This is a genomic window from Burkholderia sp. WP9, from assembly GCF_900104795.1.
Taxonomy (GTDB): domain Bacteria; phylum Pseudomonadota; class Gammaproteobacteria; order Burkholderiales; family Burkholderiaceae; genus Paraburkholderia.
In genome coordinates this window covers 1,855,627-1,880,796 of sequence record NZ_FNTG01000001.1, presented here as the reverse complement: position 1 = coordinate 1,880,796, position 25,170 = coordinate 1,855,627, and the positions used below count along the sequence as shown (strand labels likewise).

Annotated in this window: 17 protein-coding genes; 9 read left to right on the top strand and 8 right to left on the bottom strand. The window is 64.7% G+C overall.

Translation table 11 applies throughout. The features are described 5' to 3' along the window. The 4 genes from astD (at position 1) to BLW71_RS08400 (ending at position 4,914) form a co-directional block, all read left to right on the top strand. The gene (gene astD / locus BLW71_RS08420) at positions 1-1,464 is read left to right on the top strand and encodes a succinylglutamate-semialdehyde dehydrogenase (RefSeq protein WP_091795025.1); all 1,464 of its coding nucleotides are present in this window, start codon (positions 1-3) and stop codon (positions 1,462-1,464) included. Positions 1,465-1,473: 9 nt separating this feature from the next. Further along, positions 1,474-2,814, top strand: a complete 1,341-nt coding sequence (gene astB / locus BLW71_RS08415; RefSeq protein WP_091795022.1) for an N-succinylarginine dihydrolase — start codon at positions 1,474-1,476, stop codon at positions 2,812-2,814. After that, positions 2,798-3,850 carry a succinylglutamate desuccinylase gene (astE, locus tag BLW71_RS08410; RefSeq protein ID WP_286161951.1) on the top strand — a complete coding sequence of 351 codons (1,053 nt, stop codon included), beginning with the start codon at positions 2,798-2,800 and terminating at the stop codon, positions 3,848-3,850. Before astB ends, astE begins: the two co-directional genes overlap by 17 nt. A 269-nt stretch (positions 3,851-4,119) precedes the next feature. Further along, positions 4,120-4,914, top strand: a complete 795-nt coding sequence (locus tag BLW71_RS08400) for an ABC transporter substrate-binding protein (RefSeq protein ID WP_091795012.1) — start codon at positions 4,120-4,122, stop codon at positions 4,912-4,914. A gap of 84 nt (positions 4,915-4,998) precedes the next feature. Here the strand turns inward: BLW71_RS08400 and BLW71_RS08395 are convergent, their stop codons facing one another. Next, positions 4,999-5,757: an acetoacetate decarboxylase gene (locus tag BLW71_RS08395; RefSeq protein WP_091795008.1), complete on the bottom strand. Its 759-nt coding sequence runs from the start codon at positions 5,755-5,757 to the stop codon at positions 4,999-5,001. Positions 5,758-6,022: 265 nt separating this feature from the next. Between BLW71_RS08395 and BLW71_RS08390 the strand changes: the two genes are divergently transcribed. Continuing rightward, positions 6,023-7,405 carry an EAL and HDOD domain-containing protein gene (locus tag BLW71_RS08390; RefSeq protein WP_091795005.1) on the top strand — a complete coding sequence of 461 codons (1,383 nt, stop codon included), beginning with the start codon at positions 6,023-6,025 and terminating at the stop codon, positions 7,403-7,405. Between the two features lie 136 nt (positions 7,406-7,541). Here BLW71_RS08390 and BLW71_RS08385 read toward each other — a convergent pair whose 3' ends face one another. Together BLW71_RS08385 and BLW71_RS08380 are read right to left on the bottom strand one after the other, a co-directional pair. After that, positions 7,542-8,999 (bottom strand): HDOD domain-containing protein, encoded by a 1,458-nt coding sequence (locus BLW71_RS08385; RefSeq protein WP_091795002.1) that lies wholly within the window; start codon positions 8,997-8,999, stop codon positions 7,542-7,544. Positions 9,000-9,150: 151 nt separating this feature from the next. Beyond that, positions 9,151-10,965 carry a putative bifunctional diguanylate cyclase/phosphodiesterase gene (locus tag BLW71_RS08380; protein ID WP_091794999.1) on the bottom strand — a complete coding sequence of 605 codons (1,815 nt, stop codon included), beginning with the start codon at positions 10,963-10,965 and terminating at the stop codon, positions 9,151-9,153. 297 nt (positions 10,966-11,262) lie between these two features. Here BLW71_RS08380 and BLW71_RS08375 point away from each other — a divergent pair, with 297 nt between their 5' ends. The 3 genes from BLW71_RS08375 to BLW71_RS08365 all read left to right on the top strand — a co-directional run bounded on the left by BLW71_RS08375 (position 11,263) and on the right by BLW71_RS08365 (position 13,959). Beyond that, positions 11,263-12,600: an EAL and HDOD domain-containing protein gene (locus BLW71_RS08375; protein WP_091800600.1), complete on the top strand. Its 1,338-nt coding sequence runs from the start codon at positions 11,263-11,265 to the stop codon at positions 12,598-12,600. A 233-nt stretch (positions 12,601-12,833) separates the two neighbouring features. Next, positions 12,834-13,394, top strand: coding sequence for a peroxiredoxin (locus tag BLW71_RS08370; protein ID WP_091794996.1), 561 nt, complete (start codon positions 12,834-12,836; stop codon positions 13,392-13,394). Between the two features lie 100 nt (positions 13,395-13,494). Further along, complete coding sequence (locus BLW71_RS08365) at positions 13,495-13,959, top strand: hypothetical protein (RefSeq protein ID WP_091794993.1); 465 nt, start codon at positions 13,495-13,497, stop codon at positions 13,957-13,959. 79 nt (positions 13,960-14,038) lie between these two features. Here the strand turns inward: BLW71_RS08365 and BLW71_RS08360 are convergent, their stop codons facing one another. The 4 genes from BLW71_RS08360 to BLW71_RS08345 form a co-directional block, all read right to left on the bottom strand. Then, positions 14,039-17,362: an efflux RND transporter permease subunit gene (locus BLW71_RS08360; protein ID WP_091794990.1), complete on the bottom strand. Its 3,324-nt coding sequence runs from the start codon at positions 17,360-17,362 to the stop codon at positions 14,039-14,041. 3 nt (positions 17,363-17,365) lie between these two features. Then, the gene (locus BLW71_RS08355) at positions 17,366-20,500 is read right to left on the bottom strand and encodes an MdtB/MuxB family multidrug efflux RND transporter permease subunit (protein ID WP_091794988.1); all 3,135 of its coding nucleotides are present in this window, start codon (positions 20,498-20,500) and stop codon (positions 17,366-17,368) included. Positions 20,501-20,518: 18 nt separating this feature from the next. Next, positions 20,519-21,943, bottom strand: coding sequence for an MdtA/MuxA family multidrug efflux RND transporter periplasmic adaptor subunit (locus BLW71_RS08350; protein ID WP_091794985.1), 1,425 nt, complete (start codon positions 21,941-21,943; stop codon positions 20,519-20,521). Between the two features lie 364 nt (positions 21,944-22,307). Then, positions 22,308-23,144, bottom strand: coding sequence for an IclR family transcriptional regulator (locus BLW71_RS08345; RefSeq protein WP_091794982.1), 837 nt, complete (start codon positions 23,142-23,144; stop codon positions 22,308-22,310). Between the two features lie 616 nt (positions 23,145-23,760). Here BLW71_RS08345 and BLW71_RS08340 point away from each other — a divergent pair. Further along, on the top strand, positions 23,761-24,711 hold the full coding sequence (locus BLW71_RS08340; protein ID WP_091794979.1) for a GGDEF domain-containing protein: 951 nt from the start codon (positions 23,761-23,763) through the stop codon (positions 24,709-24,711). A gap of 51 nt (positions 24,712-24,762) precedes the next feature. Here the strand turns inward: BLW71_RS08340 and crcB are convergent, their stop codons facing one another. After that, positions 24,763-25,143: a fluoride efflux transporter CrcB gene (gene crcB, locus BLW71_RS08335; RefSeq protein ID WP_038456463.1), complete on the bottom strand. Its 381-nt coding sequence runs from the start codon at positions 25,141-25,143 to the stop codon at positions 24,763-24,765. Positions 25,144-25,170: the final 27 nt, after the last annotated feature.

Genomic DNA, 25,170 nt, shown 5'->3' with positions numbered 1-25,170 from the left:
ATGAGCGAGCTTTTCATCGACGGCGAATGGGCCGCCGGCACAGGACCCGCATTCGCGTCGCGCAACCCGGGCACGGGCGCAGCGGTGTGGGAAGGCAACAGCGCCTCGGCTGACGACGTGGACCGCGCGGTGCGCAGCGCGCGCCGTGCCTTCGCCACGTGGTCGGCATTGAGCCTCGACGAACGTTGCGCCGTGGTGCGCCGCTTCGCCGCGCTCGTCACCGAACGCAAGGAAGCGCTGGCGGAAGCGATCGGCCGCGAAACCGGCAAGCCGTTGTGGGAAGCGCGCACTGAAGCTGCTTCGATGGCGGCGAAGGTCGAGATTTCGATTCAGGCCTATAACGAGCGCACCGGCGAGAAGCGCTCGGCCATGGCGGACGGCACGGCCGTTTTGCGCCATCGTCCGCATGGCGTGGTGGCCGTATTCGGGCCGTATAACTTTCCGGGGCATCTGCCGAACGGCCATATCGTGCCGGCGCTGATCGCGGGTAATGCGGTCGTGTTCAAGCCGTCCGAACTGGCGCCGGGCGTGGCCGCGCTCACGGTGCAGATCTGGCGCGACGCCGGTTTGCCGGCAGGTGTGCTGAACCTCGTGCAAGGCGAAAAAGACACTGGCATTGCGTTGGCCAATCACCGGCAGATCGACGGCCTGTTCTTCACAGGTAGTTCGGATACCGGAACATTGCTGCACAAACAGTTTGGCGGCCGCCCGGAGATCGTGCTGGCGCTGGAAATGGGCGGCAACAATCCGCTCGTGATCGGGCCGGTGGCCGATATCGACGCCGCCGTGCATCACACGATCCAGTCGGCGTTTCTGTCGGCGGGGCAGCGCTGCACATGCGCGCGCCGCATTTTCGTGCCGAACGATGCTCAGGGCGATCTCTTCATGGAACGCTTCACCGAGGTCACTTCGCGCATCAGCGTCGGCGAATATAACGCCGATCCGCAGCCGTTCATGGGCGCGGTGATTTCGGCGCGGGCGGCCTCGCGACTCGTCGCCGCGCAGGAACGCCTGCTGGCCGACGGCGCGAAAGCGCTGCTGAAAATGGAGCAGCGCGATCCGAAGCTCGGCTTTGTGACGCCGGCCATTCTCGACGTGACCGCCGTGAAGAACCTGCCGGACGAAGAACACTTCGGGCCTTTGGCGCAAATCATCCGCTACGGCAGTTTCGATGAAGCGCTGGAGCAGGCGAACGACACCGAGTTCGGTCTTTCCGCCGGCCTGCTTGCCGACGACGAAGCGCTCTGGACGCACTTCCAGCGCACGATTCGCGCGGGCATCGTCAACTGGAACCGGCCGACCAACGGTGCTTCGTCGGGAGCGCCGTTCGGCGGGCCGGGCCGCTCGGGCAATCACCGGCCGAGTGCATATTACGCCGCCGACTACTGCGCGTTCCCGATGGCTTCCGTCGAAAGCGCGCAACTGCAAATGCCCGCGAGCGTCTCGCCGGGCCTTCAATTCTAAGGATCGACGATGCAAGCCACTGAAGCCAATTTCGACGGCCTGGTCGGCCCGACGCACAACTACGCGGGGCTGTCGTTCGGCAACGTCGCGTCGCAGAACAACGAGAAGTCGGTTGCGAATCCGAAGGCCGCGGCCAAGCAAGGCCTGCGCAAGATGAAGCAACTGGCCGATCTCGGTTTTCATCAGGGCGTGCTGCCGCCGCAGGAGCGGCCGTCGATGCGTCTGTTGCGCGAGCTCGGTTTTTCCGGCGACGACGCCACGGTGATCGCGCGCGTGGCGAGAGACGCGCCCGAGTTGCTGGCCGCGGCGAGTTCGGCTTCGGCCATGTGGACCGCGAATGCGGCAACGGTGAGCCCGTCCGCCGATACGCACGACGGCCGGGTGCATTTCACGCCGGCCAATCTGTGCAGCAAGCTGCATCGCGCGATCGAACATGAATCGACGCGCCGCACGCTGCGCGCGATTTTCAGCGACGCCGACCGTTTCGCGGTGCATGAGGCGCTGCCCGGCACGCCGGCGCTCGGCGACGAAGGCGCGGCGAATCACACGCGCTTTTGCTCGGAATACGGCACACGTGGCGTCGAATTCTTCGTGTACGGCCGCAGCGAGTATCGTCGCGGACCGGAGCCGAAGCGCTTCCCGGCGCGTCAAACGTTTGAAGCGAGCCGTGCCGTGGCGCATCGTCATGGTCTGGCCGACGCGGCTACGGTCTACGCGCAGCAGAATCCCGACGTGATCGACGCCGGCGTATTCCACAACGACGTGATCGCGGTCGGCAATCGCAATACGCTGTTCTGCCATCAACTGGCGTTCGTCGAACAGAATGCCGTCTACGACGAATTGCGTGCGAAGCTCTCCGGCCTGAAGGCGGAGTTCAATGTGATCGAAGTGCCGGACGCGCAGGTGAGCGTGGCCGATGCCGTCACTTCGTATCTGTTCAACAGCCAGCTGCTGACGCGCCCGGATGGCAAGCAGGTGTTGGTGGTGCCGCAGGAATGCCGCGAAAACCCGCGCGTGGCCGCCTACCTCGACGAACTGACCGCGCACACGGGACCGATCGACGACGTGCTGGTGTTCGATCTGCGCGAAAGCATGAAGAACGGCGGCGGGCCGGCGTGCCTGCGTCTGCGTGTGGTGCTCGACGACGCGGAACGCGCGGCAGTAACGCAAGGCGTGTGGATCAACGACACGTTGTTCGGCCGTCTGGATGCGTGGATCGAGAAACATTATCGGGACCGCCTCGCGCCGGCCGATCTGACCGATCCACACTTGCTCGCCGAGTCGCGTACCGCGCTCGACGAACTGACGCAGATTCTCGGCCTGGGTTCGCTGTATGACTTCCAGCGCTGAGCGTGATATGCCGGTTTCGCTGCTCGACGATTTTCTCGCCTACACGCTGGCGGGCACGCGGCCGGCCGAGCAGGAAGCACAGGGCACGTGCGCCGGTGGTGTGCGCTGGTCGTGGCTGGACGACGGCGTATTGCTGATGGAGCCCGCGGCGCGGGAAGAGGGCTCGCGCAGTGTGCTCGTCTCCGCCGGCGTGCACGGCGACGAGACCGCGCCGATCGAGCTGCTGGCGTTTCTCGTGCGCGACATCGCGCGTGGCACAGCCGCGCTGACCTGCCGCCTGCTGGTGATTCTCGGCAACGTCGACGCGATGCGCGAAGCTTGCCGTTACCGCGACGACGATCTGAACCGCCTCTTCAGTGGCCGTCATCTGCAGGTGCCGCACAGCTACGAGGCGCCGCGTGCGGCAGCGCTGGAGCAGGCCGCGACGCAGTTCTTCGCGGCCGCGCCGAGCGATCCCGGGGCGCGCTGGCATATCGACATGCACACGGCAATCCGCGCGTCCGCCTTCGAGCAATTCGCGTTGCTGCCGCACACCGGCAAACCGTTTTCGCGTGCGATGTTCGCGTGGCTCGGCGAGGCGCGCATCAGTGCGGTGCTGTTGCACACCACCAAGGGCAACACGTATTCGCATTTCACCGCACAAGCGTGTGGTGCTCAGGCGTGCACGCTGGAACTCGGCAAGGTGCGTCCGTTCGGTCAGAACGATCTGACGCGTTTCGCTGGCGCCGATCATGCGGTGCGTCACCTCGTGGCCGGCATGCGGGGCGAGGTGCGCGCGGACATGCCGAGGGCGTTCACGGTGATCGACCAGATCACCAAGCAGAGCGACGCGTTCGAACTGCTGGTCGCGGCCGACGTCGCCAATTTCACGCCGTTCGCGAAAGACACGGTGCTCGCGCGTGACGGCGAGTATCGCTATGTCGTGCGGCACGACGAGGAGCGTCTCGTGTTCCCGAATGCGACGGTCAAGCCCGGTTTGCGCGCCGGCCTGATGGTGATCGAGACGACGCAGGACACGCTCTCGAAGCTCGTGTAGTTCACGCGGATGCCTGCGACACTGCGCGCGGGTTTGCCTGAACGCGACACCTACTTACACCTTTACACCTGCCGCCCGCGGCGCTCGCTCGACCAAATGCCGAGCGGCGCGCCTACAGAGGCGGAAAACGAAGCCTGTACAATCGCGGCCTCGCGGCTGTTGCGCTGCATCACGCCGGCCGCACGAGTTTGAATCGCATTTTTGGCGCGGCAATCATGCTTGCCTGGATTCGGCTCCGTCTTGTTCAATACCGTAGAGGAACACCCGCAATGAAAATGAATTGGCGAAACATGGCTGCGCTCGCGCTGTTCGCGGCGGCCACGACCACGGCCGGCACCGCATCGGCTGCCGATATCAAGGAAGTGCATTTCGGCGTCGAGGCGTCGTATGCGCCGTTCGAATCGAAGTCGCCGTCGGGCGAACTGCAAGGTTTCGACATCGACGTCGGCAATGCCGTGTGCGCGAAGCTGAAGGCCAAATGCGTGTGGGTCGAGAACTCGTTCGACGGTCTGATCCCGGCCTTGCAGGCGCGCAAGTTCAACGCGATCAATTCGGACATGACGATCACGGAGCAGCGTCGCCAGGCGATCGATTTCACCGATCCCATCTACACGATCCCGAATCAGATGATCGCGAAGAAGGGCAGCGGTCTGCAGCCGACGCCGGCTTCGCTCAAGGGCAAGCATGTCGGCGTGCTGCAGGGCACGATTCAGGAAACTTACGCGAAGGCGCGCTGGGCGCCGGCGGGCGTGGACGTCGTGCCGTATCAGACGCAGGACCAGATTTACGCCGACCTCGCCTCGGGGCGTCTGGACGCCGCGTTCCAGGACGCGGAAGCCGCGTCGAAGGGCTTTCTGAAGAAGCCGCAAGGCGCCGGCTTCGAGTTTGCCGGTCCGGCCGTCACCGATGAGAAGCTGCTCGGCGCGGGTGTGGGCTTCGGCATCCGCAAGGGCGACAAGGCACTGAAAGACGCGCTGAACCAGGCGCTCAAGGAACTGAAGGCGGACGGCACGATCGACCGCTTCGCAGCCAAGTACTTCGACGTGAAGGTCGTGTTGAAGTAAGGCTTCGCGCGTCTCGCGCGTTCTCGTTTGCATTTGAGGGACGACGCGCGCGCCCACCGATACCGCGCGGTAACTGTGGATCGATCAGCGTGTATTCGCTTCCGGCTGATCGAGATAATCGAATACCACTTCGCCGAGACCGAGCGTCAGGTCGGCAAGCAGATGACGCGCCTCGACCACCTCCAGCACCGGCAACGCCGCGACCGGCGCGAGCGCGTGCGGCGCCAGTTCGAGTGCGGCCGGCCCGGTCCATGCGCCTTTTAGATCGATGTCCTGCAAGTAGTAGCGCACCAGCTCGCAGATACGCGGCGTGCCGTCCACGTGCGGAATCACCTTGAGCAGGAAGTTCGGCGTTTCGAGGCGTTTTTTTTGCTGCGCGAGATCGAGCTGGCGATGCTTGTAGCCCATCGTGCCGGTGGCGATCCGAACCGGGCCGTAGTCGAGCGTACCGACGAGCGTGTCGGTGTGGACGGCGAGCACCGGGTTGGCGAGCTTCTTCGGAAAACCCCACAATTCGCGGCCGCCGGCGATCGGCGGGTGGTCGTCCAGATACATGGCCAGCGTGTAGCCGCCCGCCACGCCCTGATACGAGACAGGAATCACCTGGCCGCTTTCCGTATAGTCGCCGAAGCCGGTCGAATCCGGCATGCGAATGAACTCGTAATGCACCAGCGGCTCGCCGATTTCGAGCGGCTCGGGCACCACGGCGCGCAATTTGTCCGGATCGGTGCGGTAGGTGATGATCAGAAACTCGCGATTGATGAACCGGTACGGGCCCATGGGAAACGCCGGGCTGGTGATCGGCATTGCGAAGGCATTTGACAGCACGCTTTTGACGTCCATGTTTTTCCTCGGTGGTTAAACGCGGTTGGAACGCTTCTGCACTGCACAAGAGTATCGGCGATTTCGTGCCGGAAATCTTTCGGACACTTCTCCAATTATTTCGAGATATTGCTTCATAGGCGTGTCCGCGCATGGCGGCCTGCGATAAAATCGCCGGGCACATCGCGGGCGCCAGCGGCTTCATGTCTCGGGCCATGCGCTAACGGTGGAGCGAAAACCAGAATACTGTAGTAGGCGCCGCGAAGGCGCTCAGCGGGGGAGCACAATGACCACCATCGCAATCGGGAATCCGGGCCAGACGGGCGCCGCGGACGATGCGCAATTGAATGCCAGCTTCGCGCGTCAGCCGATTCTGAATCGGGACGGCATGCTGTGCGGCTACGAGATCAAGGTGCGCGCGCCGCAATGGACCGCGGCGATGATAGAAGCCGCACGGGCCGCCGCGGACCACGAGGCGGACAACGACGCGGACGCCGAGGCCGCGCCGGGCCGCGCGCCCGATCCCGCGCAACTCGTGGCGCGAGCCATTATCGACGGTCTGCTGCAGGGCGCGGTGCGCGGTGCGCTGACCGGGCATCCGGCGTATGTCGACGTGAGCCGCGAGATGCTGTTGGACGACGCGATCCTGCACCTGCCCGCCGAGCGCTTCATGCTCGAACTCGCACCCACGATCGAGGTCGACGAGGCGCTGGTCGCGCGCATCGTCCAGTTGCACGGGCGCCGCTATCGCTTCGTGCTCGACGAGGTGACGCAGCCCAACGAAGCCTTCGCCAAACTGCTGCCGTACGCGGAAGTCGTCAAGATCGATTTCACGCAGGCGCCGCGCGCGCTGCTGCCTAAACTGGCGAGCGTGCTCAAGTCGGCGGGCAAGCTGCTGGTCGCCTCGGGCATCGACGCGCAAGCCGATTTCGAAACGGCGCAGGGACTCGGCTTCGATCGCTTTCAGGGTTACTTCTTCGCGCGCGCGCAGACTTCCACCACTCGCCGCGTCAGCGCGCCGCGCCACGCGTTGCTGAATCTGCTGCAATTGCTGGCGGGGGAGCCGACCGTCGCGCAGCTCGAAGCCGAACTCAAGCTCAATCCGGTGCTGGTGATGCATCTGATGAAGCTCGCCAATTCGAGCGGCCTCGCCGTTGGTCACAAGGTGACGACGCTGCGCGAGGCGATCAACGCGACGGGCACGGACCGCATCGCGCGCTGGACCCAGCTGCTGCTCTACGCCGACGGCCGCAAGGTCGCCCTCGAGGACGATCCCTTGCTGCAACTCGCCGCGACGCGCGCGCGCTTCATGGAACTGGCGATCGAGCGCCTGCCCGAAGCCGGCCGCGATGAAGCCGACGCGGCATTCCTGACTGGCGTGTTCTCATTCGTCGACGCGGTATTCGGCGGCTCGCTCGAAAGCACCTTGAACGTGCTGACGTTGTCGCGTCCGATCCAGGCCGCGATCCTGCATCGCGAGGGCGTGTTGGGGCTGTTGCTGAGCACGGTCGCCGCACTGGAGCGCGGCGCGTGGGACGAGATCGGCACGCTGTGCGCGCACTTGCAGCCACTCACGGTGGAGCAGATCGCGGATATGGGGCTGGCGGCGGGCGCGTGGGCCGGTGTTGCGGACCGCAGCGCGCAAGGATTGGAAAGAATCGAGGATTGAGACAGGTGATTCGAACCGGGGACGCGGCATGCTGTGCATGCCGCGTCCGGCGAGACTGGTCCAACTTCAATGTGGCGTAGGGCAAATACAGTATGGGGGAGAGTGAAGCGCCGTGATTAACGATCACGCCAGGTCTTCACATCATCTCCATTTCCCGCATCTGCCCCAGGCCGAAAAAACGGCCTAACTCCTTGGCCAATTCATTCAACACGCTCATTTCTTTCTGTGAGATACGGCGTGGCTCCTGACTATGCGACCAGTCGCCGTATAAGAGCGCCACTGTCGTGTCGCTCTCATCGACGACGGGTAGCAGCACGAAGGCGCGGGCGTCGTCGAATGAGCGGCGGAACCATTCGGGTAGCCTCGCGACCATCTTCGGATCGCGCGCGTTCTCGATAAAGATGCCCACCGAGTTTGCGATCGCGAGATGAAACACGTCGGGCTCGAAGGCGGTATTGAAGGTCAGCCTGGGTAACGCCGCGTCGATCTTCGGTCCGAGTCCCAAACGCGCCTTGAAGGTGCCGTTGCTGTGCTTGACGAACACCACCGTGCGCGCGAAGCCGAGACCCGCCAGCAGCGTTTCCGCGGCCATGGCCAAAGCTGGCGCAAGCGGGCTGCCCTCGGGCAGACCGCGCAGATCCTTGACCCCCACCGCAATGCGCGCCTCGGGATTGAGCGCCTCGCGCGCGATCGCGTCCGCGTTGGCGCGCAACTCGACGATTTCGCGCATCACGCCGTCGCCGCCTTCCTCGCGGGCGAGCGCGACGCTCATGCCGAGCAGCACTTCGGGATCGGTATTCAGCGCGCCGCTATATTCGCGCGCCAGCTCGGCGATGCGCTGCTCACGTTCCCAGTCCGGCATGTTCTGCTGGGTGAGCACGTCGGCGACCGCCGTCGAGTAATTCGTGATGGCGCGCAGCCACTGCACCTGGCGCGGCTGCGTGACGTCCTGCGGGTCGAACTCGCCCATGCCGGAGCGGATCATGTCGGGCAGGCGCCAGCGCACGGCGGCTTCGGCGCCGATCTCGTCGAACGTGACGCCGAGCACCAGCACGCAGGCATCGGCTTCGAGCGCGCCGTCGTCGATGTGGCGGCGAATCTGGTCCCATTCGGCGTCGAGATAGAACACCACCAGCAGCTTGCCGATCTGGCGCATCAGCGTGCAGACCACGGCTTCCTCGCCGGCGCGCAGATCGCCGCGCTCGGTCAGCTTGCGCGCGACGCAACCCGACAGCAGCGTGCGGTTCAGTTCGAGTTTCGCGTCGATGCGGCGCGGCGCGCTGTGATGAAAGTGATCGACGATCTTCAGACCGACCACGAGGTGGCCGACCGCGTCCATGCCGAGCACCATCAGCGCGCGCGACACGGTCGTGATATTGCCGCCGAACGCAATGTACATGGCCGAGTTGGCGAGCCGCAGCACCTTTTGCGTCAGGGCGAAATCGGACAACACCACCTGCACGAGGCCGGTGAAGTCGAGGTCGTCGTTATTCATCGCCGCCATGGTGGTGCGCAGCGACTGCGACAGCATGGGGAAATCGCCGCGCTCGCTCATTCGCGTCCAGAGCCGGTCGAGCACCGCCGCCTTTACCATGTGAGTCCCGCAAAAGCCATACGTGTTCCAATGAGTGCCACGCCGGCCCGAGGCCGGCTTGTTCCGCTGCTAATCCACGCAAATGAGCACACACATGAGCCCGCATATGAGCGGGCGCGTGAGCCGTTACATGAGCGCTTTGCCTGCATCGCTATGCGGTATGCAGATGAAGCGTGCGCGCTTCGAACCGCAGCGCGAGTTCGTCGGAGGGCAGCGCCTTGCAGACGAGCCACCCCTGGATGTGGTCGCATCCCATCTCGGTGAGCAGGGTTCGTTGCGCTTCCGTTTCGACGCCCTCGGCCACCAGTTCGAGATCGAGTGTCTGCGCGAGGCCCACGACGGCGCTAACGATTGCCTGATCGTTTCGTGAGGTTAGCAGATTCTCGACAAAACTCCTGTCGATCTTAAGCTTGGCGAGCGGGAAGCGTTGCAGGTACGCCAGGCTCGAATAGCCGGTGCCGAAGTCGTCGACCGCAAAGCGGATGCCCATCGCCGTCAGGTCTTCGAGCAGGCCCTTGGCGTGCGCCGGGTCGTGCATCAGCAGGCTTTCGGTGATCTCGAATACGAGGCGGCGCGGATCGATGCCGGTCAACGCGATCGCTTCGCGCACGGAGTCCTTGAAGCGCGGGTCGCGGAACTGCTGCGGCGACACGTTCACTGCTACATATTGCAGGGCGATGCCTTTGGCGTCCCACTGGATCAACTGCATGCAGGCCACCTTCAACACCCAGTTGCCGAGGAAGTTGATCAGGCCGATCGACTCCGCGAGCGGGATGAACATGGACGGCGGCACCAGCCCGTGCACCGGATGCGACCAGCGGATCAAGGCCTCCACGCCGACCACGCCGTGCGTGCGGCTGCTCGTGATCGGCTGGAAGTGCAGCGAGAATTCGCCGTTGCGCACGCCGTCGTAGAGATCGGCTTCGAGCTTCAGGCGCTCGGCGTCGGCGGGGTTGTCGTCGGGGACGTAAAAGGCGAGCGTATTGCCGCCGGCCGCCTTGGCCTGCAAGAGGGCACGGTCGGCCCAGCGCAGCAGGTGGGTGTCGTGCGCGGCGGTGTCGTTGGCGTGACGCACGTCGGGATAGAGCGCAATGCCGATGCTCGCCGACAGGTGCACCTGCTGGCCGTTGAACACATACGGCTGCTGGATCGCGGTCAAGAGTCGCCGCGCCAGCGCTTCGGCGGCGGCCGCCGCGTCGGTGCGGCTGGCAGCGGGCTTGATGAGAATCGCGAACTCGTCGCTGGCCACGCGCGCCACGGTCTCGCTCGGGCTCGTCATGTTCAGAATGCGGCGCGAGGTGTCGCGCAGCATTTCGTCGCCGGCGTCGTAGCCGAGCGCGCGGTTCACGCGCTGATAGTCGTCGAGGTCGAGCAGGAGCAGCGCCGCCGGCGTGCCGTGCGCGTCGGCTTGCTGCTGGGCCTCGAGCAGCGCCGGGATCAGTGCCGGCTGGTTGGCCAGATTGGTCAGGCGGTCCAGATGCAGCGCCTGGGTCAGACGTTCCTCGGTGGCGCGCCAGGCCGACACGTCGAAGCCGGCGATCGCATAGCCTTCGGTGCCGTCGTGAGTGCTGCGCACCACGCGCAACTCGACGGTGATCGGGTAGGTGAGCGACTTGATCAGGCCGAGCGTCGCCTTTTCGACATTGCCGGAGACGGCCGCGCGCGTGAGCAGGGCGTCGAGGCGCGGCACGTCGGCCGGCGCGACGAGATCGTGCAGCGTGATGGTCTCGAGGTACTCGCGGTGATAACCGATGAAGCGCAGGCTGGCGTCGGACACGTAGAGGAAGCGCAACTCGTCGTCGACGTGCGCCAGCAGGTCGACGGCGCCGACCACCTGTTCCAGTTGCGCAGTGCGGCTTGCTCCCGCCTGCGGTTTGCCATGCTCGCGCCGGCCGAGCGCACGAAGCCGGTCGATGACCGTGCGCAAGGAGCCCCGGCGGGGCGCGGTGATCCTGTTCGCTTCCATGTTTATCGCTGGCAACCTGTATTCGTCTGCAGGCGGGGCGGCTGTTTCCGCCTGGGTCGGCGGTCGAGAGGGTATCAGGCCGCCCCATCAGATCGAGATAACGGCCCAGGCCGGAAAATCTTTAGCGCGTGCTGAGAAAAACATCCGGTAAGGGATGTATGTGCGCCAAAGCGTCGGCTAGAGACCGAATCAGTTAAAGTGCCACCGCCCGACGTCCGTTAATACGGGAAACCCGTTGTGCAGTGCCGGCTATGACGCCGCTGCTGCGTAGCTTTCCGAACACTTGCACCGATGCTCATGTCTGACCGCCATCAAGCCGGGGCCCTTGCCCGGCACAGCGAGGTGCTCGAGTCGACTGCCGAAGGCTGCGAACCGCCGCCTCCCGTGCAGTTCGTCTATCTGGGCCGCCAGCCGATCCTCGATCGCGACGGCGCGCTCAATGCTTACGAGCTGTTGTTTAGAGCCGGCGCGCATAACTACGCCGAAGTCACCGACGACGCCCAGGCCACGGCGCAGGTCGTGGCGCGCGCGATCGGCGGGATCGGCGTGCCGACCGTGCTGGGCCGGCATCGCGGCTTCGTCAATATCGACCGTGCGCTGCTCTTTAGCGACATCGTCCATGTGATGCCGCCCGAGCGCTTCGTGCTCGAGATTCTCGAGACGGTGCGATTCGATGCGCAATTGGGCCGCCGTCTGGGCGAGTTGCGCCGCGCCGGCTTCCAGGTGGCGCTCGACGACGTCAGCGAACTGTCGGACGAGTTGCTCGCCGCGCTGCCCTACGCGGACATGGTCAAGATCGACTTCATGCAGACCGACCGCGCGGTGCTGCCAAAGCTCGCATGCCTGTTGCGCGGGCAGGGCAAGACGCTGATCGCCGAGAAGGTGGAGACGCGCGAAGACTTCGCGCTCGCTCGCGACCTCGGGTTCGATCTGTTTCAAGGCTATTTTTTCGCGCGCCCTCAGGTGCTGGCCGCGCCGCGCAACCGCTCGCCGCGGCCGGGCCTGCTGCGCCTGCTCGCGTTGCTGTCGAGAGATGCCGGCATTACCGAACTCGAAGCCGAACTCAAGCTGAATCCGAGCGTGGTGGTGCAACTGCTGCGCCTCGTCAATTCGAGCGCATTCGGCCTCGGGCGCAATATCGCGTCGCTGCGCGAGGCGATCATCGCCACCGGCACGCGGCAGATCGCGCGCTGGGCGCAACTGCTGCTCTATGCCGATAGCGGCGAGCTGCCGTTGCGCGCCGATCCGCTGGTGCAACTGGCGGGCACGCGCTCGCGTTTCATGGAGCTGGCCGCGGCCTGGCTGCATCCGTCCGATGACGAGTTTGCCGATGCCGCATTCATGACCGGTATTTTTTCTCTGATTCACGTGGTGCTCGGCAGCTCGCCAGGCGCGGCGCTGGAGAAGCTCGGCCTCGCGCCGCAGATTCGCGAAGCGATCGTGTTGCGGCAAGGCGAGCTGGGCACCTTGCTGCGCCTTGCCGAGGCGGCCGGCGCGGGCGTCGATGCGGCGTCGATCGCGCTCGGCCCCGATGCGCCGGCCGGCTTCGTGGCCTTCACGCCTGAAGTGTTGGCGGAGCTGAACCTGTCGGCCGCGGCCTGGTTCGGCGCGCATATCGGAGAAGTGGTGACCTGACGGGCGGCCGGCCGGTCTCGCACTGCTTTCCGTGCGGAGCAACGGGTTGGCGCGGGTTGCCGTAGGTTGTCGTTGTCGGACTGACGGCAACGACTTGCGCATCCTTTCGGCGGGTTCTTACGTACCTTGTGAGTACGTGGTCCAATAGCGAAGTCGGCTGGCGTTCTCATGAACGCGGCGGCCCCGGTTTCATTGGATGAACCGCGTGCATCAACGCCTGGAGGAACAGACAGATGAAGAAGAAACTCATATCGGTGGCATTGGCCGCCGCCGTGTCGGTGGGATTCGCGCTGCATTCGCTGACGGCCTCGGCGACCCTCAAGCCGGGCGACGTGGCGCCGGCGTTCACCGCGCAGGCTTCGCTGGGCGGCAAGACCTATACGTATTCGCTCGCGGCCGAACTGAAGAAAGGGCCGGTGGTGCTGTACTTCTACCCGGCCGCCTTCACCACGGGCTGCACGATCGAAGCGCACGAATTCGCGGAAGCCGTCGACGAATACAAGAAATATGGCGCGACGGTGATCGGCGTGTCGCACGACAACATCGACACCTTGACGAAGTTTTCGGTGAGCGAATGCCGCAGCAAATTCCCGGTCGCGGCCGACGCCGATTCGAAGGTGATCGGCGCGTATGACGCCGGCATGCCGATGCATGCGTCGATGGCCAATCGCGTGTCGTATGTGATCGCGCCGGACGGGAAGATCATCTATGAATACACGAGCCTGTCGCCGGAGAAGCATGTCGAGAACACGCTGAAGGCGGTGAAAGACTGGGCCGCGACGCACAAGCCGTAAAGTCGAAAGCGGGCGCTCACGCATTTCCCGCCATGGTTTCTTGCGGTGAGAGGCGAGCGCCGCGCGTGTCAGGCTGAGTTTTTCGTCTAGTGAGCTTGCGATGCCGATTATCGTTGCGTTGATGGCGCTGGTCGCGCTGGTGTACGGCGCGGTCCGCGCGTTTTATGCCCTGCAGGCAGCGTTCGGACTGGCCGTTGCGCTGGGCGTTGCCGCGCTGGCCGTTTTCCTGGTGATGGCCGCTCTGGCTTATTGGTGGCGCCGCCGCAAGGAAGTGGCGCCGAATGTCCGCAATGGTGACTGGACTCACGAACTCCTGGGCAGTTGGGGATCGGTGCGGCTCGCGGCCGGCAAGCGCCTGTGCGAGATTCGGCTCGGCGAGCAGCACGGTGCCTATATCTTCGCCGATCTGCTGGAGGCCGAAGCGCAAGGCCGCGAGGCGCAAGCGCAGGTCGCCCTGAAGGTCAAGGACGCGGCGCGCGAGGTGTGGGTATTGCCCATGTCGAGCGAGCGGCAGGCGAGGCAATGGCAGCGGATTTTTCTGCTTGCGAGAGAGCAGAAGCTGTGAGGCCTCGCGTGCTCTAGCGCGCGCCTTGGGGGTGTTGGTCGTCAGTGCACAGCCCCCATGGCGCCGCGTTGGCAAACCCTCAGGAAGAAGGCGCCACTCCCGTTCTGCGAGCCTTGCGTGACTCCCACCTGACCCGGATCCGGTCCATGTAGAGATACACCACCGGTGTCGTATAAAGCGTGAGCATCTGACTGACAATCAACCCACCGACAATCGCGATCCCGAGCGGCGCGCGCAGTTCCGCGCCTTCGCCGCGGCCAAACGCGAGCGGCAACGCGCCGAGCAGCGCAGCGAAAGTCGTCATCATGATCGGCCGGAAGCGCAGCACACACGCCTGAAAGATCGCATCGCGCGAGGACAGTCCTTGCCGCGATGCTTCGATCGCGAAGTCCACCATCATGATCGCGTTCTTCTTCACGATACCGATCAGCAGAATCACGCCGATCAGCGCGATGATGCTGAACTCGGTCTGGAAGAGCAGCAACGCCAGCAATGCGCCCACGCCCGCTGAAGGGAGCGTCGACAGAATCGTGAGCGGGTGGATATAGCTCTCGTACAGCATTCCCAGCACGATATAGACGGCGGCCAACGCGGCCAGAATCAGGATCGGCTGATCGGACATGGACTGCTGGAACGCCTGCGCCGTGCCCTGGAAACTGCCGTGGATCGTGCCCGGCATGCCGATCTGCGCCATCGTGTCGTAGATCGCCTGGGTCGCTGTCGACAGGGAGACGCCCGGAGGCAGGTTGAACGAAATCGTCGAGGCCACGAACTGGCTCTGGTGATTCACTGAGAGCGGCGTATTGCCCGGTCCGAAGCTCGCGATCGCCGATAGCGGCACCATGGTTTCCTTCGAGGTCGAGACCGCCGCGCCCGACGAAGCGCTCGACTTGCCGCTCGCCGCGATCGAGTTGATCGCCTGGTTGCGCGCGGAGTCGGCGGCGATGCTCGCCGCGCTCGATGTGGTCGTGCCCGCCGTGCCGCCCGTCGTTGCGCTGGTGGACGAGGTCGTGGTGGCGGCGCTCGTCGCTGTCACCGTGCCCGCGGGCGCGTTGGTGGTCTGCGCGCCGCTCGCGCTGCCGCCCGAGGTGCTGATGTAGATCTGCTTCAGCATGTCCGGGCTCTGCCAGTACTTCGGCGCGACTTCCATCACCACGTGATACTGATTCAGCGGGTTGTAGATCGTCGACACCTGGCGCTGGCCGAACGCGTCGTACAAGGTGTTGTCGATCTGCGCCGGCTTGATGCCGAGGCGCGCGGCGGTGGCCCGGTCGATCGTCACCATCGCTTCCAGGCCGCCTTGCTGCTGGTCGGAATTGACGTCCGCCAGTTCGGGGCGCGCCTGCAACGCTTCGGTGAGCTTCGGCCCCCACAGGTACAGGTCGGGCGTCGAATCGGCCAGCAGCGTGAACTGGTACTGCGCATTCGATTGCCGCCCGCCGACGCGAATGTCCTGCACCGCCTGCAGGAAGGTCCGCGCGCCGGCCACGTCGCCGAGCGGCGCGCGCAGTTGCTGGATCACCTGATCGGCGGAGGCTTTGCGCTCGGACTTCGGTTTCAGCGTCACGAACATGAAGCCGGAGTTGGTCTGCCGCCCGCCGGTGAAGCCGGCCACGCTGTCCACCGCCGGATTCTTGCCGACAATCTCCATCATCTGCGTGAACTTGCCTTTCATGGCCTGGAACGAGGTGCTCTGATCGGCCTGAATGCCGCCGATCAGTCGCCCCGTGTCCTGCTGCGGGAAGAAGCCTTTCGGCACGATGATGTACAGCCAGACGTTCAGGCCGATTGTCAGCAGAAGAGTCGTCACGATCAGGCGCGGATGCAGCAGCGCCCAGCCGAGCGTGCGCTCGTAGCCGCGCTGCATCGACGCGAAGCCGCGTTCGAGCCAGCGGCCAAAGCGGCCTTCTTCCTTCTGCTCGTGCGGCTCGCGCAAGAGGCGCGAGCACATCATCGGCGTGAGCGTGAGGGAGACGATCAGCGATACGCCGATCGCGAGCGAGAGCGTCAGCGCGAATTCGCGGAACAGGCGCCCGACAATGCCGCCCATCAAGAGAATCGGCAGAAACACGGCGACCAGCGAAATACTGATCGACAGCACGGTAAAGCCGACCTCGCGCGCGCCGAGAAAGGCCGCCTTCATGCGCGGCACGCCGTTCTCGATATGTCGGGAGATGTTCTCCAGCACCACGATCGCGTCATCCACCACGAAGCCGGTCGCGATGGTCAAGGCCATCAGCGAGAGGTTGTCGATCGAGAACCCCAGCATGTACATCGCGCCGAACGTGCCGATGATCGAGATCGGCACGGCCACGCTCGGAATCAGCGTTGCGCGCCAGTTGCGCAGGAACAGGAACACCACCATCACCACCAGCGCGACCGCGATCACCAGCGTGCGCTCGGTGTCTTTCAGCGAGGCGCGGATCGTGGTGGAGCGGTCGGCGGCCGGCGCGATGTCGACATCCGCGGGCAGCGACGCGTGCAGTTGCGGCAGCATCGCCGTCACCCGGTCGATGGTGTCGATGATGTTCGCGCCCGGCTGGCGATACAGGATGACCAGCACCGAATGCTTGCCGTTGAAGAGGCCGAGATTGCGCAGGTCTTCGACTGAATCGACCACCTCGGCCACGTCGGAGAGCTTCACCGCCGAGCCGTTGCGATAGGCGATGACCAGGTCCCGGTATTGCGATGCTTTGCTGGCCTGGTCGTTGGTGTAGATCTGCACGCGGTTCGGGCCGAATTCGATCGAGCCTTTCGGGCTGTTCGCGTTGGCCGCGGCGAGCGCCGCGCGCACGTCTTCGAGACCGATGCCGTAGTGCGACAGCGCGTTGGGCTCCAGCTCGACGCGCACCGCCGGATTGGCCGAGCCGCTCACATCCACTTCGCCGACGCCGTCCACTTGCGACAGCGACTGTTGCAGCACGGTGGCCGCGGAGTCGTACAACTGGCCGGCGGTGAGCGTTTTCGACGTGAGCGCCAGAATCAGGATCGGCGCGTCGGCCGGATTGACCTTGTGGTACGTCGGGTTGCTACGCAAGCTCGCCGGCAGATCGGCGCGCGCCGCGTTGATGGCGGCCTGCACGTCGCGCGCGGCGCCGTCGATGTCGCGGTTCAGGCCGAACTGCATGGTGATGCGCGTCGAGCCGACCGAGCTCATCGAGGTCATTTCGGTGACGTCCGCGATCGAGCCGAGATGCCGTTCGAGCGGGCTGGCGACGCTGGTCGCCACGGTATCGGGACTCGCGCCCGGCAGCGTGGCCTGCACCGAAATGGTCGGGAAGTCGACCTGCGGCAGCGGCGCCACCGGCAGCTTCGTGAACGCGAAGATGCCGGCCAGCGCGATGCCGACCGCGAGCAGCGTGGTGGCGACCGGGCGGGAGATAAACGGACGCGACAGGTTCATCGGTCAGGTCCCTGCATCGGTGGCGGGCGGCGTCGAGTCGCTGGACGAGCCGCCCCGATTGAAGCGCTCACGCGCGCGGCGGCCGAGCGAGTCGAACGCGAGGTAGATCACCGGCGTGGTGAACAGCGTCAGCAACTGGCTGACGATCAGGCCGCCCGCGATCGCGATACCTAGCGGGCGGCGCAATTCCGAGCCGGCGCCGGTGCCGAGCATGAGCGGCAGCGCGCCGAGCAGGGCGGCGAGCGTGGTCATCAGAATCGGCCGGAAGCGCAACAGACACGCCTGGTAGATCGCCTCGCGCGGGGGCTTGCCTTCCTCGCGCTCGGCGTAGAGCGCGAAGTCGATCATCATGATCGCGTTCTTCTTCACGATACCGATCAGCAGCACGATGCCGATGATGCCGATGATGTCCAGATCATGCCCGGTGATGAGCAGCGCCAGCAACGCGCCGACACCGGCCGAGGGCAACGTCGAGAGAATCGTGATCGGGTGAATGAAGCTCTCGTACAGCACGCCCAGCACGATATACATCGTGACGATCGCCGCGAGGATCAGGAACAGCTCGTTCGAGAGCGACGCCTGGAAGGCCAGCGCCGCGCCCTGATAGCGCGTCTGGAACGACGCGGGCAAACCGATGTCCTTCTCCGCCTGGTCGATCGCCTTGACCGCCGCGCCGAGCGACGAACCCGGTGCGAGGTTGAACGACACGGTGGTGGCCGGGAACTGGCTCAGGTGCGTGACCAGCAGCGGCGCGGGCTTCTCGATGAAACGCGCGATCGAGGAGAGCGGCACTTGACCGCCCGAGGACGTGGAAGAGGGCAGATAGATAGACTTCAGCGATTCGGTGTAATGCTGCATCTGCGGCTGCGCTTCCAGAATCACGCGGTACTGGTTCGACTGCGTGAAGATGGTCGAGATGATCCGCTGGCCGAACGCGTCGTACAGCGCGCTGTCCACGGTGGCCGGCGTGATGCCGTAACGCGATGCGGTGGCGCGGTCGATCTCGATGTAGACCGACTGGCCGTTGTCCTGCAGGTCGGTGGCGACGTCCGCCAGTTCGGGCGACTGCCGCAGGCGCTCGACGAGCTTCGGCACCCACGTCGTGAATTCGCCGATATTCGGATCGGTCAGCATGAACTGATACTGCGTCGGGCTCACCGTCGAATCGATTGTCAGGTCCTGAACCGGCTGCATGTATAGCGACGCGCCGGGAATATGCGCGACGTCGCGTTGCAACTGGCGGATCACTTCGCTTGCGGTGCTGCTGCGGTCGTCGCGCGGCTTCAGGTTGATCAGCATGCGGCCGCTGTTCAGCGTGATATTGCTGCCGTCCACGCCGATGAACGAGGTCAGGCTTTCCACGTCCGGATTCTTCAGGATCTGCGCGGCGAGTTCCTGTTGACGCTCGGCCATCGACGCATACGACACCGACTGCGGCGCCTGCGTGATCGCCTGGATCACGCCGGTGTCCTGTACCGGGAAGAAGCCCTTCGGAATGTACACGTACAGCAGTCCGGTCAGCACCAGCGTGAGGAGTGAGACGACCAGCGTGGAGCGCTGGCGGTTCAGCACCCACGTGAGCGCGACCGCGTAGCGCGCGATCACCCAGTCGATCGCGCGGTGCGCCTTGGCCTCGAAACGGTGGCTCTCGTGCGGCGGCGTGTGGCGCAGCAGCTTCGCGCACATCATCGGCACGAGCGTGAGCGACACGATCGCTGAGATCACGATCGTCACGGCGAGCGTAATGGCGAACTCGTGGAACAGGCGGCCGACCACGTCGCCCATGAAGAGCAGCGGAATCAGCACGGCGATCAGCGAGACCGTCAGCGAAATGATCGTGAAGCCGATCTGTTTCGAACCCTTGAGCGCGGCTTCGAGCGGCGACTCGCCTTCTTCCACGTAACGCGCGATGTTCTCGATCATCACGATCGCGTCGTCCACCACGAAGCCGGTCGCGATGGTCAGCGCCATTAAAGACAGGTTGTCGAGCGAGAAGCCGCACAGGTACATCACGGCGAGCGTGCCGATCAGCGACAGCGGCACCGAGAGACTCGGAATGATGGTCGCGTAGACGTTGGCGAGGAACAGGTACATCACCAGCACCACCAGCACGACCGACATGGCCAGTTCGAACTGCACGTCGCGCACGGAAGCGCGGATCGTGGTGGTGCGGTCGGTGACGATTTCCACGTCGAGCGCGGCGGGCAGCGACTGCTGCAATTGCGGCAGCAGCTTCTTGATGTTGTCCACCACCTGAATCACGTTCGCGCCCGGCTGGCGCTGCACGTTCAGAATGATCGCCGGTGTGCCGTTCACCCATGCGCCGAGCTTGGTATTTTCCGCGCCCTGCACGATGGTGGCGACGTCGGTCAGCATCACCGGACGGCCGTTCTTGTACGCGACCACCGCGCTCTTGTACGCCTCGGCGTCGGTCAACTGGTCGTTCGCGTTGATCGTGTAGTTGCGCGTGGGACCGTCGAAGTTACCCTTCGGCGTGTTGACGTTCAGGTTCGAGATGGTGGTGCGCAGGTCGTCGAGATTCAGGCCATACGCGGCGAGCGCGCGGGGATTCGCCTGAATGCGCACGGCCGGACGCTGGCCCCCCGACAGGCTCACCAGACCCACACCCGCCACCTGGGAGATTTTCTGCGCGAGACGCGTATCGGCCAGGTCCTGCACCTGCGTGAGCGGCAGCGTCTTCGAGGTGATCGCGAGCGTGATGATCGGCGCGTCGGCCGGATTGACCTTGGCGTAGATCGGCGGCGCGGGCAGGTCCGAAGGCAGCAGGTTGCCCGCCGCGTTGATGGCGGCCTGGACTTCCTGCTCGGCGATGTCGAGCGGCAGATCGAGGCTGAATTGCAGCGTGATGATCGACGAGCCGGCCGAGCTTTGCGACGACATCTGATTGAGCGACGGCATCTGCCCGAACTGGCGCTCGAGCGGTGCGGTGACCGACGAGGTCATCACATCCGGGCTCGCGCCCGGATAGAAGGTCTGCACCTGGATGGTCGGATAGTCGACTTCGGGCAGCGCGGAGAGCGGCAAAAAGCGCAGCGCGACGAGACCGACCAGCATGATCGCCGCCATCAGCAGCGCGGTGCCGACGGGGCGCAGAATAAAGGCGCGGGATGGATTCATGCGGTAGGTGCCGTGCCTTTATTGCGAGGCTTGCGCCGCGTGTTTGCCATGATGCCCGTGCGCGCCGGAGGCGCCCGAGGCCGCGGCCGCGCCGCGCGCACCCGAGGCGCTTGAAGCACCTGACGCACCTGACGCGCCGCGAGGCTTGTCCGCCGGAATCGTGATTTTCGCGCCTTCCTTCAGGCGGTCCGAGCCGTCGATCACGACGCGCTCGCCCACCGCCAGTCCGGATTTGATACTGGTGCGCTCGCCATCCACGGGGCCGACCTTGACCGGCCGCACGGTGACAGTGTTGTCCGCCTTCACGACGTACACGAACGGTCCCATCGAGCCGTTGAGCACGGCCGGCGTCGGCACGATCACGGCGTCCTTGATCGTGTCGACCAGCAGCCGCGTATTCACGAACTGATTCGGGAACAGCAGGTTCTTGCTGTTCTGGAAGATCGCGCGCAGCTTGACCGTGCCGGTGGTGGTGTCGATCTGGTTGTCCAGCGTTTCGAGCATGCCGCCTTCGAGCGAGGTGGTGTTGCTGCGGTCATACGCGGTGACCGAGAGCTTTGCGCCCGCCTGGGTCTGCTGGATGATTTGTTGCAGATTGTCTTCGGAGGTGGTGAAGATCACGCTGATCGGCTGCAACTGCGTGATCACGACGATGCCGTTGGTCAGGCTCGGCGTCACGTAGTTGCCGGGATCGACCTGGCGCAGACCGACGCGTCCCGACACGGGCGCGGTGATGCGCGCGTAGATGAGGTCGAGCTTGTAGGTATCGATATTGGCCTTGTCGGACTTCACCGTGCCTTCGTATTGCCGCACGAGCGACGCCTGCGTATCGACCTGCTGGCTGGCAATGGAGTCTTGCGAGAGCAGCGTCTGATAACGCTTCAGGTCGAGGCGGGCGGTTTGCAGCAGCGCCTCGTCGCGCGCGAGCGTGCCTTGCGCGTTATCGAGCGAGATCTGATAGGGGCGCGGGTCGATCTGGGCCAGCACGTCGCCCTTCTTGACCATCTGGCCTTCCTTGAAATACACGTCCTGCAGCGTCCCGCTCAGCTGCGGCAGCACGGTGACGTTGGCAAGCGGCGTGACCGTGCCGAGGGCGGTCAGCACCACCGGCATCTCACCCTGCGTGGCGGTCGCCACATGAACGGGTTGCGCCATATTGGCCATGCCGCCGGGACCGCCGCGGCCGGGCCGTCCGCCGCTCGCCGCGCTGGCGCCGGACGCGCCGCTTGCGCCGCCGCCGGGGCCGCCCCACGGATGCCAGCGCCACAGCACGAACCCGAGGATGACGAGCGCCGCGACGATCAGCGCGAGATTGCGGCCGCGGTGCCGCTTCACCATGCCGGGCGCGCTGGTCGGTGTGCCGGCCGGGCCGCCGCGGGAGGACGGTTGGGAAGCCGGAGGGATGGGGCGTGTGGTTTCCGAATGCTTTTGTTGTTCGTCCATCGGTTCGGTCAGGTGACTGGCTTGGATGTGAGCCGCTCGCGCGTTCCTGCCGTTTCGACAGTTCGGCGGACCGGCATGCGAGTGGCGCGGCAGGCGGTTTCGACAACGGCTGCACCGCGCGCGTTCAGCGCGATGCTACCGGAGACGCGGGACAAGGATGCTAACGCAAGGCGGCATCCTGGCAGGCGGGCGCAACGTCGTTCAAAAGGAAGACGGCAAGCCGGGCGTGTGTCCCGCGACGGGAAGGCATGATCCTACGTCGCGGGCTCTGTAACAGTCCACCCGCGTATTTTTCTTTTGATTACGAAGGTTACAGGATGGGTTGCCATGGCCATGGCCGCCGACCGGCGAGCCGTTGACCGCTTCAGGTATCGAGGCGGCGCCCGGGTGTGCCGCCGATTTCGAGCACGATGTTGGCCACGCACTCGAGCAGCGCGGGGGCGGCGCGCGTGATCAGCCAGTCGCGCGGGCACTGGTCGGCCGAGCCGCCGCAGTTGACCGCGTAGCGTTCGCCCGACGGGCCGGTAAAGCCCAGCGCGATCGCGTTCAGGCCGTCGTACCATTCGCCGGTGGCGATGGCGAAGCCGCGCTCAATGGTTTCCTGCAACGCGCTCTCAAGCCGGCTGCCGACATGGCCCCAATCGTCGCCTTCCGCGGCTTGCAAGCCGATCAGCAATTTTTCCCGTTCCGGCGCTTCGAGCGCGGCGAGATAGGCACGGCCGATGGCGGTGCGGCTCAGATTCATGCGCGAGCCGATCTCGAGACGCGACACCAGCACAGCCGAGCGCGGCCGGATCGCGTCGATCACCACCATGTCGAGGCGGTCGCGCACGGCCAGATGCACGGACAACGCAGTGCGTTCCGCGAGTTCGATCAGGAACGGCCGCGCGCGAGCGCGAATGTCGAAGTTGCGCAGAAAACCGTTGCTCAACTCCAGTACAGACGAGGTCAGCACGAAACGCTCGCTATCGGGCAAGCGGAACAGGAAGCCCGCGCCGACGAGCGTGGCGGTGATTCGCGAAACGGTGGGCTTGGGAATGCCGGTCATTTCGGTCAGCTCGCGGTTGCTAAGCGGCGCGTCGGCGGCGGCCACGGCGCGCAGCACCGTCAAGCCGCGTGCGAGGGCGGTCACTTCCTCGCCGGAGCCGTCTTTTTCTTTGGCCGGATCAGCTACGGTTCGCAAGGGGGTGGGTTGGGTCATGGAAATTTTTTGGAACTTTATTTCAGTTTTCTGCCCCCAGCCTTACTGGAGGCTGTCTCTCTCAGTGCCGCCGCAGGCCCCGAAGTGGGACATGGATATGCTTTCCATCAGAAGATTTATTGTATCGGAACATTTTGCCGCAACGACTGATGTCCTTTATATTTTGCTTGACTTAGTCAGCATAACCATAAAAAATGGAATCCTATTTCGAAAGACGGTTTCAGGTTCAGTATTTTGAAGTTTTCTGAACCTGCCGTGGCCCGCGCAAAGTCTGGTCGAGTGTCTTCTCATAGTCCTCCGCAACAGTCCATGTCGTGCACCTTAACGGCGCCGCATCGCAGGCCAAACTTTCGAATACCGTCTCTCAGGTTCTAGCACGGCCCTCGGAATGGCTAGAACTTTTTAAGGCGTCACGGAAACGTGACGCCTTTTTTTTCGACTTTTTCGTCGAGTGGTCTCTCGCGCGCGATCCCGCGTTCCGCGACGCGATGCGTGAATCATGCGTGGCTATTCATACGACGCAACCCGCAATCATCAGACTGACGCAGCGAAACTTCCATTCGAACGCGGTATGTATCGTGCTATTTTTTCCTAAATTGCGCACAAAATACGAGACATGAAATCGATCCTGGACCTTCCCGGCAACGCTGCCGGTTTGCAGGCGCTCTTCGGAGCGCTCGAGGGTCCGCATGTCCTCGTGGGCGTGTACGATCCGGCCGATCGGCTCGACTTTGCAAACAGTACGTTCAGGACCGCGTTTCAGATCGACGAAGGCGGACGCGATATGACCTTCGCCGACGTCATTCTGCACGGCGTGCTCAAACAGTGCGGCGCACGCATCGATCGCGGCGATGCGCTGGAGTTCATCGCCGAAACGCAGGCGGGGCGGCGCGGCCAGCCGGGTCAGCGCAATTTCGCCACCGATCTCGTGGACGGGCGCTGGTACTGGATGACCGAGACGCTGCTCGAGTCCGGCTGGCTCGTCGTGATCGGCACGGAAATTTCGACCTTGCGCCACGGCGAACAGGCGTTGATCGCGTCACGCGACCGCGCCATTCAGGAGGCGCGCACCGACGCGTTGACGGGCCTCGCCAACCGGCGGCACGCGTTATCGTATCTGGAGCTGGCGATTTCGGCGTTCGTGCATGCCACCGTGCCGCTTACGCTCGCGCTGGTCGACCTCGACCATTTCAAGAGTATCAACGACACCTACGGGCACGCTGCCGGCGACGCCGTGTTGCGCGACTTCGCCGAGCTGAGCCGCAAGGCGATGCGGCAGTCGGATCTGATCGGCCGGATCGGCGGGGAGGAATTCCTGATGGTGTTTCCGGGCACGTCCGTCGACGAAGCTGTGGCGGCGGTCGAGCGAATCCGCTGCAGTTTGACCGGGCGGCGCGTGGCGATCGGCGCGGAGATTTCGATCGGCTACTCGTTTTCGTCCGGTGTATGCGGCGTGGAGTTGACCGACGACATCAACATCGCGCTCGAGCGCGCCGACCGTGCGTTGTACACGGCAAAACGCGCGGGCAGGAATCGCGTCGTGTCGCGACGGCAGGGACACGCCTGATGACCAACGCGTGAGCGGCAGGCGCGCCGGCGGCAGCCGCCCGCCGCGCTTTCAGCGTGACAGCAACGACACGGTCGCGATGCCGAGAATGGTCATGACGAGCGACGCACCCACGTGAATCACGATCTCGCCCGCGGCCCAGCCGAGCCGGCCGTCCTGCAGCCGCTGCACGACCTCTGCTGAAAAAGTCGAGAAGGTCGACAGGCCGCCCATCAAGCCGGTGATGACGAAGAGCCGCCATTCCGGCGCGATCTGCGGCGCCCGCGCGAACCCCGCGACGGCGACGCCGATGACATACCCTGCAATGACGTTGGCGGCGAAGGTGCCGAGCGGCAAGCCACTGAAGAGGCCGTTCAGGCGGATGCCAAGAAACCAGCGAAATAGCGAACCGAGCGCGCCGCCGATACCGACAGCGAGAATGGACCAATACATGGGGAGGCCTGACAAAACCGGAGTGTC